14 protein-coding genes and 1 pseudogene are annotated in these 15,316 nt (G+C 72.1%); 6 read left to right on the top strand and 9 right to left on the bottom strand.

Translation table 11 applies throughout. The annotated features are described in order from the left end of the window. Positions 1-16 precede the first annotated feature (16 nt). From AB0A69_RS13340 to AB0A69_RS13330, 3 genes are read right to left on the bottom strand one after another with little or no spacing between them, the layout of a single operon-like run. Positions 17-1,150, bottom strand: a complete 1,134-nt coding sequence (locus AB0A69_RS13340) for an Mrp/NBP35 family ATP-binding protein (protein ID WP_361419596.1) — start codon at positions 1,148-1,150, stop codon at positions 17-19. Positions 1,151-1,192: 42 nt separating this feature from the next. Beyond that, positions 1,193-1,720, bottom strand: coding sequence for a DUF1003 domain-containing protein (locus AB0A69_RS13335; RefSeq protein ID WP_361419824.1), 528 nt, complete (start codon positions 1,718-1,720; stop codon positions 1,193-1,195). 34 nt (positions 1,721-1,754) lie between these two features. Continuing rightward, a complete protein-coding gene (locus tag AB0A69_RS13330) occupies positions 1,755-3,029 on the bottom strand; it encodes a CBS domain-containing protein (protein ID WP_361419593.1) in 1,275 nt (424 codons plus the stop codon). A 204-nt stretch (positions 3,030-3,233) separates the two neighbouring features. Between AB0A69_RS13330 and AB0A69_RS13325 the strand changes: the two genes are divergently transcribed. After that, the gene (locus tag AB0A69_RS13325; protein WP_361419590.1) at positions 3,234-4,019 is read left to right on the top strand and encodes a hypothetical protein; all 786 of its coding nucleotides are present in this window, start codon (positions 3,234-3,236) and stop codon (positions 4,017-4,019) included. Positions 4,020-4,042: 23 nt separating this feature from the next. Here the strand turns inward: AB0A69_RS13325 and AB0A69_RS13320 are convergent, their stop codons facing one another. Further along, positions 4,043-4,570: a hypothetical protein gene (locus AB0A69_RS13320; protein WP_361419587.1), complete on the bottom strand. Its 528-nt coding sequence runs from the start codon at positions 4,568-4,570 to the stop codon at positions 4,043-4,045. Positions 4,571-4,602: 32 nt separating this feature from the next. Continuing rightward, the gene (locus tag AB0A69_RS13315; RefSeq protein ID WP_361419584.1) at positions 4,603-5,730 is read right to left on the bottom strand and encodes a magnesium and cobalt transport protein CorA; all 1,128 of its coding nucleotides are present in this window, start codon (positions 5,728-5,730) and stop codon (positions 4,603-4,605) included. A gap of 441 nt (positions 5,731-6,171) precedes the next feature. Between AB0A69_RS13315 and AB0A69_RS13310 the strand changes: the two genes are divergently transcribed. After that, a complete protein-coding gene (locus AB0A69_RS13310) occupies positions 6,172-6,756 on the top strand; it encodes a suppressor of fused domain protein (protein ID WP_361419581.1) in 585 nt (194 codons plus the stop codon). 6 nt (positions 6,757-6,762) lie between these two features. Here AB0A69_RS13310 and AB0A69_RS13305 read toward each other — a convergent pair whose 3' ends face one another. After that, complete coding sequence (locus AB0A69_RS13305) at positions 6,763-7,998, bottom strand: MFS transporter (RefSeq protein WP_361419578.1); 1,236 nt, start codon at positions 7,996-7,998, stop codon at positions 6,763-6,765. Positions 7,999-8,160: 162 nt separating this feature from the next. On the opposite strand from AB0A69_RS13305, the gene AB0A69_RS13300 reads away from it, so the two are divergent. The 3 genes from AB0A69_RS13300 to AB0A69_RS13290 all read left to right on the top strand — a co-directional run bounded on the left by AB0A69_RS13300 (position 8,161) and on the right by AB0A69_RS13290 (position 10,468). Next, complete coding sequence (locus AB0A69_RS13300; protein WP_361419575.1) at positions 8,161-8,796, top strand: DUF6758 family protein; 636 nt, start codon at positions 8,161-8,163, stop codon at positions 8,794-8,796. A 75-nt stretch (positions 8,797-8,871) separates the two neighbouring features. Next, a complete protein-coding gene (locus tag AB0A69_RS13295; RefSeq protein WP_361419572.1) occupies positions 8,872-9,738 on the top strand; it encodes a PHP domain-containing protein in 867 nt (288 codons plus the stop codon). Between the two features lie 124 nt (positions 9,739-9,862). Continuing rightward, entirely contained in the window at positions 9,863-10,468 is a 606-nt protein-coding gene (locus tag AB0A69_RS13290) for a MarC family protein (RefSeq protein WP_361419569.1), read from the top strand. 83 nt (positions 10,469-10,551) lie between these two features. Here AB0A69_RS13290 and AB0A69_RS13285 read toward each other — a convergent pair whose 3' ends face one another. Then, positions 10,552-10,704: a hypothetical protein gene (locus tag AB0A69_RS13285; RefSeq protein WP_361419566.1), complete on the bottom strand. Its 153-nt coding sequence runs from the start codon at positions 10,702-10,704 to the stop codon at positions 10,552-10,554. A gap of 252 nt (positions 10,705-10,956) precedes the next feature. On the opposite strand from AB0A69_RS13285, the gene AB0A69_RS13280 reads away from it, so the two are divergent. Further along, a complete protein-coding gene (locus tag AB0A69_RS13280) occupies positions 10,957-11,790 on the top strand; it encodes an NYN domain-containing protein (RefSeq protein WP_361419821.1) in 834 nt (277 codons plus the stop codon). Here the strand turns inward: AB0A69_RS13280 and AB0A69_RS13275 are convergent. Both AB0A69_RS13275 and AB0A69_RS13270 read right to left on the bottom strand, forming a co-directional pair. Then, positions 11,775-12,680 carry an alpha/beta hydrolase gene (locus AB0A69_RS13275; RefSeq protein WP_361419563.1) on the bottom strand — a complete coding sequence of 302 codons (906 nt, stop codon included), beginning with the start codon at positions 12,678-12,680 and terminating at the stop codon, positions 11,775-11,777. The genes AB0A69_RS13280 and AB0A69_RS13275 overlap by 16 nt on opposite strands. A gap of 115 nt (positions 12,681-12,795) precedes the next feature. Continuing rightward, a pseudogene (locus tag AB0A69_RS13270) lies at positions 12,796-15,003 on the bottom strand (DEAD/DEAH box helicase); the annotation flags it as partial. Between the last annotated feature and the right edge of the window lie 313 nt (positions 15,004-15,316).

The following is a 15,316-nucleotide window of genomic DNA, read 5'->3' as shown; positions in this document are numbered from 1 at the left end:
TCTCACGCGTACGGGATCAGAACTTGTTGCGCGGGGTGATCCCCAGCGACATGCCCGACAGGCCGCGCTGGCGGCCGCCCAGCTTGCCCGCGATGGCGCGCAGCGCCGCGCCCGCCGGCGAGTCGGGGTCGGACAGCACGACCGGCTTGCCCTCGTCGCCGCCCTCGCGCAGCCGTACGTCGATCGGGATGGAACCCAGCACCGGAACGGTGGCGCCGGTGGTCTTCGTCAGGCCGTCGGCGACCTTCTGGCCGCCGCCGGTGCCGAAGACGTCGACCATCTCGTCGCAGTGCGGGCACGGCAGGCCCGACATGTTCTCGACGACGCCCACGATCTTCTGGTGGGTCTGTACGGCGATGGAGCCGGCCCGCTCGGCCACCTCGGCCGCCGCCTGCTGCGGGGTGGTGACGACGAGGATCTCGGCGTTCGGCACGAGCTGGGCGACGGAGATCGCGATGTCGCCGGTGCCCGGCGGCAGGTCGAGCAGCAGCACGTCCAGGTCGCCCCAGTACACGTCGGCGAGGAACTGCTGGAGCGCGCGGTGCAGCATCGGGCCGCGCCACACCACCGGGGCGTTGCCCGGGGTGAACATGCCGATGGAGATGACCTTCACCCCGTTGGCCGACGGCGGCATGATCATGTTCTCGACCTGGGTCGGGCGGCCGTCCGCGCCGAGCATGCGCGGCACGCTGTGCCCGTAGATGTCGGCGTCCACGACGCCGACCTTCAGCCCGTCGGCGGCCATCGCCGCGGCCAGGTTCACGGTCACGGAGGACTTGCCGACGCCGCCCTTGCCGGAGGCCACGGCGTACACGCGGGTCAGCGAGCCGGGCTTGGCGAACGGCACCTCGCGCTCGGCGGTGGTGCCGCGCAGCGCGGCGGCCAGCTCCTTGCGCTGCGCGTCGCTCATCACGTCCAGCGTGACGTCGACGCCCGTGACGCCCTCGACCCGGGAGACGGCCTCGGTCACGCGGGAGACGATCGTCTCGCGCATCGGGCAGCCCGAGACCGTGAGGTAGACGGTGACGGCGACCGCACCGTCCGCACCGATCTCCACTGACTTGACCATGCCGAGTTCAGTGATCGGTCGGTTGATCTCGGGGTCGTTCACCGTCGCCAGTGCCTCGCGCACCGCGTCTTCCGTAACCATATGGAGATGGTACGGCGCCGCCCCCGGCCCCCGGTAAGCCCGTCAGCGGTCGCCTTCGTCACTTCCGCGCGCCGCGGCCTCCCGCCGCTCGTCGAGCTCCCGTACGAGGTCCTCCAGCTCGGAGCGGATCCAGTCGCGGGTGGCGACCTCCCCGAGGCCCATGCGCAGGGCGGCGATCTCCCTGGTCAGGTACTCGGTGTCGGCGATCGAGCGCTCGTTCTGCTTGCGGTCCTGCTCGTGCGTGACCCGGTCCCGGTCGGCCTGCCGGTTCTGCGCCAGCAGGATCAACGGGGCCGCGTAGGAGGCCTGGAGGGACAGGGCGAGGGTCAGGAAGATGAAGGGGTACTCGTCCCAGCGCAGGTGGCCGGGCGCGGAGACGTTCCACAGCACCCAGACGATGATGACCACCGTCATCCAGACCAGGAACCGCCCGGTGCCGATGAAGCGGGCGATCCGCTCCGAGAGCCGCCCGAAGGCCTCGGGGTCGTACGCCGGCAGCAGCTTGGGCCGCCGGATGCGCGGCTGGTCCAGCCGGATGCGCGGCGCGGGCGCCTCGCCCACCCGGTCCATGCGGTCCGCGCGCTCCGTCCGGTCGTGCTTGCGCTCAGCCGCCATGCGATACCCCGCCCTCGGGGTCGAACTCCGCCTCGCGCCAGTCCTCGGGCAGCAGGTGGTCCAGTACGTCGTCGACGGTGACGGCCCCGAGCAGCGACCCGCCGTCGTCCACGACGGGGGCGGCGACCAGGTTGTACGTGGCCAGGTGGCTGGTCACGACGGGGAGCGGGGTGTCGGGGGAGAGCGGCTCCAGGTCGGTGTCGATGATCGCCGACACCAGCGTGAACGGCGGGTCGCGCAGCAGCCGCTGGAAGTGCACCGTCCCCAGGTACTTGCCCGTAGGCGTCTCGTCGGGCGGCCGGCAGACGTACACCTGCGCCGCCAGCGCGGGGGAGAGGTCCCGCTGGCGTACGCGTGCGAGGGCGTCGGCGACCGTCGCGTCCGGGCGCAGCACGATCGGCTCGGTGGTCATCAGCCCGCCCGCCGTCCGCTCCTCGTACGCCATCAGGCGGCGTACGTCGGCGGCGTCGTCCGGCCGCATCAGGGTGAGCAGCCGCTCCTTGTCGGCCTCGGGCAGCTCGGACAGCAGGTCGGCCGCGTCGTCCGGGTCCATCGCCTCCAGGACGTCCGCGGCCCGCTCCTCCTTCAGCTTGCCGAGGATCTCGATCTGGTCGTCCTCGGGCAGCTCCTCCAGTACGTCGGCGAGCCGGTCGTCGTGGAGGGCGGCGGCGACCTCGGCGCGGCGCTTGGGCGACAGGTGGTGCAGGACGTTGGCGAGGTCGGCCGCGCGCATCCGCTCGAAGGTGGCGAGCAGGCTCTCCGCGCCCTGGCCCTCCTCCTCGAGCGAGAAGCCCGTCACCGCCGACCAGTCGACGGTCAGCGTCTCGCCCTTGCGGCGCAGCGCCCCACCGCCGCCCCGCCGGACGAAGACCTTGTCGATCTCCCAGTCGCGGCGGGCCGGGAGCTGCTGGATGGACACGTCGAGGACGGTCACCTCGGAGCCGTCCTCGACGAGCCGGACCCGGCGGTCGAGCAGCTCGCCCAGGACCAGGCGCTCCGTGGGGCGCTGCTCGAAGCGCCGGACGTTGAGCACGCCCGTGGTGATGACCTGGCCGGACTCCACGCCGGTGATCCGGGTCATGGGCAGGAAGATCCGGCGCCGGCCGATCACCTCGACGACCAGGCCGAGGAGCCGGGGCGGGCGGCGGCCGACGCGCAGCATCGCGACGAGGTCGCGGACGCGGCCCACCTGGTCCCCGTTGGGGTCGAAGACGGGGACGTCGGCGAGGTGGGAGACGAAGACCCGGGCGGTGCCTGACGCCATGCCGTACACCTCCTCGCCCGCCACCGTCCCACCGGGTGGCCAGAAATCGACACCGATGAGTGCTTTATGACGATTCAGGCTAGCCCGTCCCGATGCGGGTCGCCCAGGCAGGGCGTCCGGACGGCTCCCTTCCGGACGCCGCGGAGGGCCCCGGTACGCTGCGGTCTCACAACCTCCCACCAGCAGACGAGAGGCAGTGCGCAGGTGACCGCTCTCCCCCCGGCCTCGCGTGCCCGCCGGGCAGTCCGGGCATCCCTCCCCGTCGCACTCTGCGCCGGACTGACCGCGATGCTCACCGCGTGCGGTGGCGAGGAGGACCCGGACGCGGGAACCAACGGGCTGGGCAAGCTGTCCGCCTCGGAGATCGAGACCAAGGCCCAGGGCGCGGCGGACACCGCCAAGGCGGTCCGGCTGTCGGGGACGCTGGTCAGCAAGGGCGGCACGTACAAGCTCGACATGCGGCTGAAGGCCACCGGCGCGCTCGGCTCCGTCTCCTCCCGTACGAGCACCTTCGAGCTGCTGCGGGTCGGCGACGCGCTCTTCCTGAAGGCGGACGCGGACTTCTGGACGCACGCGGAGAGCGAGTCGGACGAGAAGGGGCCCGACGAGTCCGACACGCAGGCGGCGGACAAGCTCGACGACAAGTACGTCAAGGTCCCGCAGGACGACCCCTCGTACAAGCAGCTGCGCGGCTTCACCGAGATGAACGTCCTGCTGGACGGCCTGCTGGAGCTGCACGGCGAGGTGGTCAAGGGCGATCGCGACAAGATCGGCGGCATCCGCACGATCAAGGTCTCGGGCGGGAAGGCGGGCGAGGGCGGCACGCTCGACGTGTCCCTGGAGGGCACCCCGTACCCCCTCCAGTTCGCCCGCGGCGGCGGTGGGGGCGTGGTGGCCCTCTCCGACTGGAACCAGGACTTCCCGCTCGCGGAGCCCGCCAAGGACGAGACCCTCGACTACGGCCGCCAGCTGCCGCGCACCAGCGACTAGCCCTTCTCCTGACGCGTCTCTCCTTACGCGCCCTTCTTCGCCTTCCGCCGCTTCAGCAGCAGCCGCGGCAGCGCCGCCGGGATCGGGTGGCGGGTGGTCGCCGGGGTGGGCAGCGGGACCGCCGACAGCGAGCCGTCGGGGAGGGCCGTCGTCGCCTCACCCGGGGTCAGCCGCAGCAGCCGGCACTCGCGGGCCCAGCGATCGGTCATCGTCTCGGCGTCGGGGGCGTTCAGCCGCTTGCCCTTGAGCTCGTCGACCGCCGCCCGCCACTCCTCCGAGCCGGGCGCCGGCTCGGAGACCGCGGCGGTCCAGGCGACGACCCGGCCGCCCTTGTCCTTGCTGCGCACGGTGACCTCGGCGGCGGAGCCGTCGGCGAGACCCGGGGGCAGCGGCTGCTCGCCGGGGCCGTCGCCGATGACGTACGCGGCGCCGTCGTGCCACACGTGCCACAGGGCGCGCGCCGGGCCGCCCTCGCCGCGTACCCAGATCAGGCCGGACTTCTTGGTGGCCTCCTCGACGAGGGCGGGGCCGAGCAGCGCGTCGTGTGTCATGCCCCGCAGCTTAGAAGAAGCCGCGGCGGCCGCTACAGCCAGCCGTTGCGCTTGAGGGTGCGGTGGATGACGAAACAGATGACCGAGATGCCGGCCAGCACCAGCGGGTAGCCGTACTTCCAGCGCAGCTCCGGCATGTAGTCGAAGTTCATGCCGTACACGCCGCACACCGCCGTCGGGACGGCGATGATCGCCGCCCAGGAGGTGATCTTGCGCATGTCCTCGTTCTGCGCGACGGTGGCCTGCGCGAGGTTCGCCTGGAGGATGGAGTTCAGCAGCTCGTCGTAGGAGACGACCTGCTCCTGCACCCGGGCCAGGTGGTCGGCGACGTCCCGGAAGTACTTCTGGATGTCCGGGTCCACCAGCCGCATCGGCCGCTCGCTCAGCAGCTGCATCGGGCGCAGCAGCGGCGACACCGCCCGCTTGAACTCCAGCACCTCACGCTTGAGCTGGTAGATCCGCCCGGTGTCGGTGCCGCGCGTCGAGCCCTTCGTCGGCGGCGAGAACACGTCGATCTCGATCTGGTCGATGTCGATCTGGACGGCGTCGGCGACCGCGATGTACCCGTCCACCACGTGGTCGGCGATGGCGTGCAGCACCGCCGAGGGGCCCTTGCCCAGCAGCTCGGGCTCGCCTTCCATCCGGTGGCGCAGGTTGCGCAGGGAGCCCTGCCCGCCGTGCCGGACGGTGATCACGAAGTCCCGGCCGGTGAAGCACATCACCTCGCCGGTCTCGACGACCTCGCTGGTGGCGGTGAGCTCGGCGTGCTCCACGTAGTGGATGGTCTTGAAGACGGTGAACAGCGTGTCGTCGTACCGCTCCAGCTTGGGCCGCTGGTGGGCGTGGACCGCGTCCTCCACGGCCAGCGGGTGCAACCCGAACTCGGCGGCGATGCCCGCGAATTCGGCCTCCGTGGGCTCGTGCAGCCCGATCCAGGCGAATCCGCCGCCCTCGCGCACCTGCCGCATCGCCTCGCGCGGCGTCAGGCACGCCTCCTCCTTGAGACGGCGGCCGTCGCGGTACACGGCGCAGTCGACGACGGCGCTCGACGCCGACGGGTCGCGGGTGGCGTCGTACGAGTTGTACGCGTTGTACGGGGCTCCGGTGCGCTTGCGCAGGGACGGGCGTACCGCTGCGCGCAGGTCACGGATCATCGACATGGCTGGCTCCTTCACGGAGAGGCCGTCGGCGCGGCGCGGGACAAGGCCGGCGCAGCCCGGAATGGGGACGTGGCGTCATGACGTCCGCAAAGCGGGCGGCACCGCGGTGTGCTCGCGGTGACGGCGTTCGCTACAGACAGGCAAAAAAGGGTGTGCTCTTCCGTCGTGCGCGTCGCCGTGTGTGGAGTGGCTGGTGTGCCTCAGCTCACAGAGCGGAAGCCCAGGAAGCCGGGCAGCGGGCGGAAGAACCGTTGGTACTGCACGATCGACTTCGATCCACCGCAGCCCCACCTCCTCCGGCCGGTCCCCCGTGGGGGACGACGTGTCGTCGGGGCTGGAAAGCAGGCTCGGCCTGCTGCCCCGACCAGCGGCCAAGACTATCAGCCGACTGACGGTCAATCCCTTACTTTGCCCATTCCATACGCGCTTTATGCTCGGCGGATGGAAGAAGTTCTTGCACTGGTCGAGGCCCGGCTGCGCACCGCCCTCGGTGAACCGGACGCGCGCGCCGCCGTGACCTTCCTCGGCACGGACCGCATCGAAGTGCTGCGCTTCACCGAGGGCGATGTGGTGCGGTACGCCACCCTCGGCATGTCGGCCCAGCCCATGACCGACCCCACGGCCGCGCTCGCCGACCCGGTCAAGGGCCCGCGCGCGGAGCTTCTCCTCACGGTACGGGCGGGGATCGCCGACACCGACAAGGTGCTGCGCCCGCTGGCCGTGCTGGCCGCCTCGCCGCAGGTCGAAGGCGTGGTCGTGGCGCCGGGGGCGTCCCTGGACCTCGGTGAACCGCTGTGGCCCGGCGCGCCGTTCAGCTCCGTGCTGGTCGCGGAGTCCGGGGGCCTGGTCGAGGACCTCGAGCTGGACGAGCCGAGGGACCCGGTGCGGTTCCTGCCGCTGCTGCCGATGACGCCCAACGAGGCGGCGTGGAAGCGGGTGCACGGCGCGCAGGCGCTCCAGGAACGGTGGCTCAACGCCGGTACGGACCTGCGCGATCCGCTGCGCAGGTCCGTAACCCTGGACTGAGGTACGTCAGTTGGCGAAGGCGGGCTCGGGCCGCGCCCCCAGGTGCTCCTCGGCCTCGTGGGCCAGCGCCCGCCGCCGTACGACGACGATGCCCGCGCCGATCAGGGCCGCCGCGCCCGCCACCAGGAAGGGCAGGTGGACGTCGCTCCACTCCTGGAGCTTCGGCGCGAAGTACGGGGCGGCGGCCGCCGCGAACCAGCGCACGAAGTTGTAGCCGGCGCTCGCCACCGGGCGCGGGGCGTCCGACACGCCGAGGGCCAGTTCGGTGAAGACGGTGTTGTTCACGCCGATGAAGGCGCCGGACAGGATCGTGCACACCACGGCCGTGGTGTGGTCGCCGTACCCGAGCACGACGACGTCGGCGGCGAGCAGCACGAGCGAGCCGCCGAGCACCTTCAGCGACCCGAACCGCTCCTGGAGCCGCGGTGCGACCAGCACGGAGAAGACCGCGAGCAGCGCGCCCCAGGCGAAGAAGACCGCGCCGGACCTGTACGGCGTCATGTCCAGCACGAACGGCGTGAAGGCGAGGACCGTAAAAAAGGCGTAGTTGTAGAAGAACGACGCCGCGGCGGCGGAGGCGAGCCCTCCGTGCCCGAGCGCCCGCAGCGGGTCGAGCAGGGCCGTCTTGCGCGCGGGCTTCGGCTGCTCCTTCAGGAACGCGGCGATGCAGAGGAAGCCGATCGCCATGAGCGCGGCGGTGCCGAAGAACGGGTAGCGCCAGCTGGCGTCGCCGAGGACCGCGCCGAGCAGCGGCCCGCACGCCATACCGAGGCCGAGCGCCGACTCGTACAGCAGGATCGCCGCCGCGCTGCCGCCGGCCGCCGCGCCGACGATCACGGCGAGCGAGGTCGAGACGAAGAGCGCGTTGCCGAGTCCCCAGCCCGCCCGGAAGCCGACGAGCTCGCCGACCGAGCCGGAGGTGCCCGACAGGGTGGCGAAGACGATCACCAGCGTGAGGCCGGCGAGGAGCGTCCGGCGGCCGCCGATGCGGCTGGAGACGAAGCCGGTGATCAGCATCGCGACGGCGGTGATCAGGAAGTACGAGGTGAAGAGCAGGGAGACCTGGCTGGGCGTGGCCCGCAGGCCCTGGGCGATGGACGGCAGGATCGGGTCCACCAGCCCGATGCCCATGAAGGCGACGACGGACGCGCCGGCGGTGGCCCACACCGCCCTCGGCTGGCGCAGGATGCCGCGCCCGCCCTGTGCGCCCGCGTCGAGGGGGTCGGGTGCCTGAGCCGTCATGCGGGGGTGTCCTCTCCGGAGTCAGAGATGAGTGCTATATGCACACAATAAATTAGAGAGGCTAATGGATGCAAATTACATGTACTTTTCCTGGGCCGGATGGCACACCGGAAGGGTGATCGTCCTTGACGCGGCGACGGCCGGGTAGGACCGTTGAACGCTATGAGGGGCGAACCCAGTTGCCCGAAGTGCGGAGGCCGGGTCCGGGCGCCCGGTCTCTTCTCCGACTCCTGGCAGTGCGCCGTGCACGGCCCCGTGTACCCGCTGCAGCCCGTGCTGCCACCCAGCGTCGAGGCGCTCGGCGTCGTGACGCACCGCGCGAGAGTCCCCGTCTGGATGCCCTGGCCCCTGCCGCTCGGCTGGCTCTTCACCGGGGTCGCGTACGCCGGTGACGACCGCAGCGGCGGGCGCGCCACCGCCGTCGCCTGCTCGGGCCCCGGCCCGCTCGGCGGCGTCGGCGAGCTGCTGCTGATCGCCGAGGAGCTCGGCGTCGGCCTCGGCGCGCGGTACGCGGGCATCGACGGCCCCGACCCGGGCCCGCACATCTGCGGCGACAAACCCCCGCAGACCAAGGTCCTCGCCGCCGGCCGCCCCACACCGCTGTGGCACGTCACCGACGCGCCCGAGGACCGCGCGGTCTTCGCGGGCGAGGCGCGCGGGCTGTGGCTGTGGGCGATCGTCTGGCCGGAGCATTCCGGGATGCTGCTGTACGACGAACTCGTCCTGACCGACGTCCGCGAGTCGGGCGCGGAGGTCGAGCTCCTGCCGTGCGGCGCGCTGACGCCACGCCTGCTCTGACGTGCGGAACGCGGCTTCCGGGGCGGTTATCCTGGGGTGTCCCCTGTCCGTAACCGAGCCCCGGAGTCACGCGTCGTGCGCATCGACCTGCACACCCACTCCACGGCTTCGGACGGTACGGACACCCCCGCCGAGCTGGTGCGCGCCGCAGCCGCGGCCGGGCTCGACGTCGTCGCGCTGACCGATCACGACACCACGCGCGGATACGCGGAGGCCCTCGCGGCGACCCCCGAGGGGCTCACCCTCGTCACCGGCGCCGAGCTCTCCTGCCGCATCGACGGCGTCGGCGTCCACATGCTGGCGTACCTCTTCGACCCGGACGAGCCCGAGCTGGCCCGCGAGCGCGAGCTCGTGCGCGACGACCGTGTGCCGCGCGCCCGGGCGATGGTCGGCAAGCTCCAGGAGCTGGGCGTGCCGGTCACCTGGGAGCGCGTCGCGGCCATCGCCGGCGACGGCTCCGTGGGCCGCCCGCACATAGCCGAGGCGCTCGTCGAGCTCGGCGTCGTCGGCTCCGTCTCGGACGCCTTCACGCCCGAGTGGCTCGCCGACGGCGGCCGGGCGTACGTCGAGAAGCACGAGCTCGACCCGTACACCGCCATCCGCCTCGTCAAGGCGGCCGGCGGCGTCACCGTCTTCGCGCACCCGCTCGCCGTCAAGCGCGGCCGCACCGTACCCGAGGCGGTCCTCGCCGACCTCGCGGCGTACGGCCTCGACGGCATCGAGGTCGACCACATGGACCACGACGAGCCGACGCGCGCGCGGCTGCGCGGCCTCGCCGGGGACCTCGGACTGCTGACCACCGGCTCCAGCGACTACCACGGCAGCCGCAAGACCTGCCGGCTCGGCGAGTACACCACCGACCCGGAGATCTACGGCGAGATCATCCGGCGCGCCACCGGCGCGTTCCCGGTGCCGGGCACCGGGGGTCCCTCCCCGGCGTAGCTCTGGGGGAGGACGCCCGTAACGACCCCGCGTGGCGGGCGGCCCGGGCGTTCCTCCGCTGCCCGTGAACCGCGACGCTCTCCCCCCTCCTTTTTTGTTCGCACCTCTTCCGCAAGGCCACACTGTGTTCGACGCTGCCGTCTTCGGCTCCCTCTTCCTCACCCTTTTTGTCATCATGGATCCCCCCGGGATCACCCCGATCTTCCTGGCCCTGACCTCCGGCCGCCCCGCCAAGACGCAGCGCCGCATGGCCTGGCAGGCGGTCGCCGTCGCCTTCGGCGTGATCACCGTCTTCGGCATCCTCGGTCAGCAGATCCTGGACTATCTGCACGTCTCCGTCCCCGCGCTGATGATCGCGGGCGGGCTGCTCCTGCTGCTCATCGCGCTCGACCTGCTCACCGGCAAGACGGACGAGCCGAAGCAGACGAAGGACGTCAACGTCGCCCTCGTCCCGCTCGGCATGCCCCTGCTCGCCGGACCCGGCGCGATCGTGTCCGTCATCCTGGCCGTGCAGCACGCGGACGGGGTGGGGGAGCAGGTCTCGGTCTGGGGCGCGATCGCCGCCATGCACATCGTGCTGTGGCTGACCATGCGCTACTCGCTGGTGATCATCCGGGTGATCAAGGACGGCGGTGTGGTGCTGGTGACGCGGCTCGCCGGCATGATGCTCTCCGCCATCGCGGTGCAGCAGATCATCAACGGCGTGATGCAGACGATCCAGGCCGCGTGACGCGGCGGTTCGCGCACGACCGCGCCCCCGCTCGGAGTCGTTCCGTGCGGGGGCGCGGCGGTGTGTGGGCGATGCCCAGGCGCTTACGACGCCGTGGTCTCAGCCGGGCGGATATAGATGCGCTGGCCGATAGCGGCGGCCTGCTGCACCATCCTGTTGACGGAGGCGGCGTCCACGACGGTGCTGTCCACGGCGGTGCCGTCGACGTCGTCGAGTCGCATGATCTCAAAGCGCACGGGCTTCTCCCTTCGTCGTGTTCCATACGGGTGCAACGACCTGCGTACCTTAAACATTCCCTACGCTAAGGAAATTTTTTACGTGTCTAACTACTGGCGGGGTGTCAGCCGCCGACGGACAATGAAGCCGGTATGAACGAAGCCGCCGTGAACGAACCCACCGCGAACGAACCCACCGCGAACGAAGCCACCGCGAACGAAGCCGCCGAGCTGTCCCGTCGCCTGGAGCGCACCAATGAGCTCCTCCAGCGCATGCTCGTCGAGGTGGCGAAGACGCCCTCGACGCATGCCATCTTCGTCGACGCCGGTTACGTCTATGCTTCGGCCGGATTGCTGGTGGCGGGCACCGAGGACCGGCGCGCCTTCGACCTCGACGCCGAGGGTCTGATCGAGGCCTTCATCGACAAGGCCCGCACGATCTTCGCCGACAGCCGGCTGCTGCGCGTGTACTGGTACGACGGCGCCAGGCGCCGCATCCACACGCCCGAGCAGCAGGCCATCGCCGAACTGCCCGACGTCAAGGTCCGGCTCGGCAACCTCAACGCCAACAACCAGCAGAAGGGCGTCGACTCCCTCATCCGCTCCGACCTGGAGTCCCTCGCCCGCCACCGTGCCATCAGCGACGCGGCGCTCGTCGGCGGCGACGAGGACCTGGTCTCGGCGGTCGAGGCGGCCCAGGGCTACGGCGCGCGCGTGCACCTGTGGGGCATCGAGGCTGCGGACGGGCGCAACCAGGCCGAGCCGCTGCTGTGGGAGGTCGACAGCCGGCGCGCCTTCGACCTGGACTTCTGCCGCCCGTACGTCACGCGCCGCCCGGTCACGACGTACGAGAACGAGGGCGAGCCGCCGCCGTCGCGCGACGAGGTGCGCTTCCTCGGCGCCCGGATCGCGGAGATTTGGCTCGCGGAGCGGGGCCCGGTCACCATGGCCGAGCTGCTGCCGAGCCACCCGTACCTGCCCGGGCCCGTGGACCAGGACCTCCTGATGGAGGCCGAACGGCTGCTGAGCCGTTCGCTGCGCGGGCACGCCGTGCTGCGGCGGGCACTGCGGGACGGCTTCTGGCAGCAGCTTCAGTCGCGGTTCTGAAGCCCCTGCCGCCGAGGCCCCCGGGTATCCCAGAAGCGCGTGACGGCCGCCGCGGTCTCCGTCGGCCGGTCGGTGTTCGGCGAGTGCGCGGCGCCCTCGACGACCGTGCGGTGGGCGCCGAGGCGCTCCGCCATGGCGTCGAGCAGCGGGACGGGCCAGGTGTCGTCGCTCTCGCCGGACACCACGTGCAGGGGGAGGGCCGGGCGGAGGGCGGCGAGCTCGTGGACCCGGTCCGGTTCCACGGTCAGCCGGCGGCCCGTCACCAGCAGCTGGACCGGGTGGTGCCGCAGCCAGCGCTGCCGCAGGTCCTCGCGGGTGCTGCGCAGGTACTCGGCCTCCTCCGGCGGGTCGAGCGCGCGCATGGCCTCCCAGACCTGGTCCATGGTCATGACGCGCAGCGCGTCGCCGAGCAGCTTGATCTTCTGCTGCTGGGCGGGCGCGACCTCGGCGGGGCCGGACGACATGAGGGTGAGCGTGGCGAAGGGCGCGGCGTCGAGGAGGACGGCGGCGCGGGCGATCTGGCCGCCGAGCGAGTGCCCGAGGAGATGGACCGGCCCGCTGCCGCCGTCGTTACCGAGCGCTTCGGCCTGCGCGATCGCGTCGCGTGCCAACTCCGCCTGCGCGTAGGCGTCTTCGGTTTCCGGGCCCTCGGTCTCGTACTGGCCCCGGCCGTCCACGGCGACGGTCCGGTAGCCCGCGTCGGCGAGCGGCTGGAGCATCGCGATGAAGTCCTCCTTGCTGCCGGTGTACCCGGGCAGCAGCAGGGCGGTGCCCCTCACCGCGACGCCCTCGGCGGGGCGGGCGTCGAGGACGGCGAAGTCGCCGCGCGCGGTCCGCAGACGGGAGGCGCGGGCGCAGGGGGGTGGCGTGAAGGTGGGCGGCCGGCTCATGCCCCGAGGCTACCGGTGGGGCGGGTGGGCCCTGCGCAAGGCGATGGCCCCCGCGCCTCCGGGAGGAGGACGCGGGGGCCATCGAAGCCGGGTCGCTCAGCACTCAGCCTTCGGGCTGGGCGGCGACGGCCTTCTTGCGCGTGCGGCGGGGCTTGGCCTCGGCGGCGGGTGCCTCCGCGGCCTCCACGACCGGCTCCGCCTTCTTGCGCGTGCGGCGGGGCTTGGCCTCGGCGGCGGGTGCCTCCGCGGTCTCGGCGGCGGGCTCGGCCTTCTTCCGCGTACGGCGGGGCTTCGGCTCGACCGGAGCCTCGGCGGCGGGTGCCTCCGCGGTCTCGGCGGCGGGCTCGGCCTTCTTGCGCGTGCGGCGGGGCTTGGCCTCGGCCGGCGCTTCGGCCTCCGCGGCCTCCACCACCGGCTCGGCCTTCTTGCGCGTACGACGCGGCTTCGGCTCGACCGGAGCCTCGGCGGCAGGGGCCTCGGCCACCTCGGCGGGCGCCGCCGCGGCCTCGGCCACCGGCTCCGCCTTCTTGCGCGTGCGGCGGCGCGGCTTCGCCGGCTCCTCCGCGACGGGCTCCACGACAGGCTGGGCGACGGGCTCGGCCACCGGAGCGGCCTCGGTCGCCTGGGCCACCGGAGCGGCGGCCTGGGGCTCCGCGGCCACCGGCGTCACCGGGGCCGTCTCCGACGCCGCGCCCACGCGGGTGCGCCGACGGCGGCGAAGGGTGCGGGGCGCGTCCGACGCGGGAGCCTCCTCCACCGCGGTCGCCGCCGCGGTCACCGCGGCGTCCGCGGCCACCGGGGCGCCGCTGCGCGTACGGCGGCGCTGGCGCGGGGTGCGCGTCCGCGCCGGAGCCTCGTCCTCCGAACGCTCCGAACGGTCCGAGCGCTCCGAACGGTCCGAACGCTCCGAGCGGCCCGAACGCTCCGGGCGGTCGGAACGCGACGAGCGCGACGTACGAGGCGAACGGCCACGGCCGCCCGGCTCGCCCAGGTCCTCCAGCTCCTCCGCGTCCAGACCCGCACGGGTCCGCTCGGCGCGCGGCAGGACGCCCTTGGTGCCCTCGGGGATGTCCATGTCCGCGTACAGGTGCGGGGACGTCGAGTACGTCTCGACCGGGTCGTGGAAGTCCAGGCCCAGCGCCTTGTTGATCAGCTGCCAGCGCGGGATGTCGTCCCAGTCGACCAGCGTGACGGCGATGCCCTTGCGGCCCGCGCGGCCGGTGCGGCCCACGCGGTGGAGGAAGGTCTTCTCGTCCTCGGGCGACTGATAGTTGATCACGTGCGTGACGCCGTCGACGTCGATGCCGCGCGCCGCGACGTCGGTGCAGACGAGGACGTCGACCTTGCCGTTGCGGAACGCGCGCAGCGCCTGCTCGCGCGCGCCCTGGCCGAGGTCGCCGTGGACCGCGCCGGACGCGAAGCCGCGGCGCTCCAGCTGCTCGGCGATGTCGGCGGCCGTCCGCTTCGTACGGCAGAAGATCATCGCGAGGCCGCGGCCGTTGGCCTGGAGGATGCGCGAGACCATCTCGGGCTTGTCCATGGAGTGCGCGCGGTACACGTACTGCGCGATGTTCGCCACGGTCGCGCCCTCGTCGTCCGGCGCGGTGGCGCGGATGTGCGTGGGCTGCGACATGTAGCGGCGGGCCAGGCCGATGACCGCGCCCGGCATGGTCGCCGAGAACAGCATGGTCTGGCGCTTCGCCGGAAGCATGTTGATGATCTTCTCGACGTCGGGCAGGAAGCCCAGGTCGAGCATCTCGTCGGCCTCGTCGAGGACGAGGGCCTTGACCTTGGACAGGTCCAGCTTGCGCTGGCCGGCCAGGTCGAGCAGGCGGCCGGGGGTGCCGACGATGACGTCGACGCCCTTCTTCAGCGCCTCGACCTGGGGCTCGTACGCGCGGCCGCCGTAGATCGCGAGGACCCGGACGTTACGGACCTTGCCGGCGGTGAGCAGATCGTTGGTGACCTGGGTGCACAGCTCGCGGGTCGGAACGACCACGAGGGCCTGCGGGGCGTCGGTCAGCTGCCCGGGCGTGGCCCGGCCCGCCTCGACGTCCGCGGGGACGGTGACCCGCTCCAGCAGCGGCAGGCCGAAGCCGAGCGTCTTGCCGGTGCCGGTCTTGGCCTGGCCGATGACGTCGGTGCCGGAGAGCGCGACCGGGAGGGTCATCTCCTGGATGGGGAACGGCGTCGTGATGCCGACGGCTTCGAGCGCCTCGGCGGTCTCGGGGAGGATCCCGAGCTCTCGGAAAGTCGTAGTCAGGGTGCTGCCTCTTCTGTGAGACGCGGTACGAGGCGAACGCTGGGGGTCTTACCGTGCCAGTTACGGCCGGCCGCAGGCCGTCAAGGCCGCAGTCGGGTGGCGCGGGACCACTGCCGTCGCTCGAGCGTCATACCGCTGAGGGGCCCCTCAAGTGGCGCACCAGGCGCCCCGAGGGCTGTCGGGTCGGAGCCGATCGGGCCACCGACCGGGCATCCTCATTCATGAGATGGCCCGCCGAGTATGTGTACGAAGACGACTGAATACTCAGCAGGCGCAATATCACTGTACCCCGGAATCGCGCATCTGTGTTGGGCCAATTCATAACGAGGGGCAGGTCACACTCGACGGCGTCGGAGCCCACGCCGCCGCGGCG

The sequence above is a fragment of the Streptomyces sp. NPDC045431 genome, assembly GCF_040646655.1.
GTDB lineage: Bacteria > Actinomycetota > Actinomycetes > Streptomycetales > Streptomycetaceae > Streptomyces.
The sequence above is the reverse complement of the archived record's forward strand: the minus strand, read 5'-3'. Positions and strand labels throughout refer to the sequence as shown.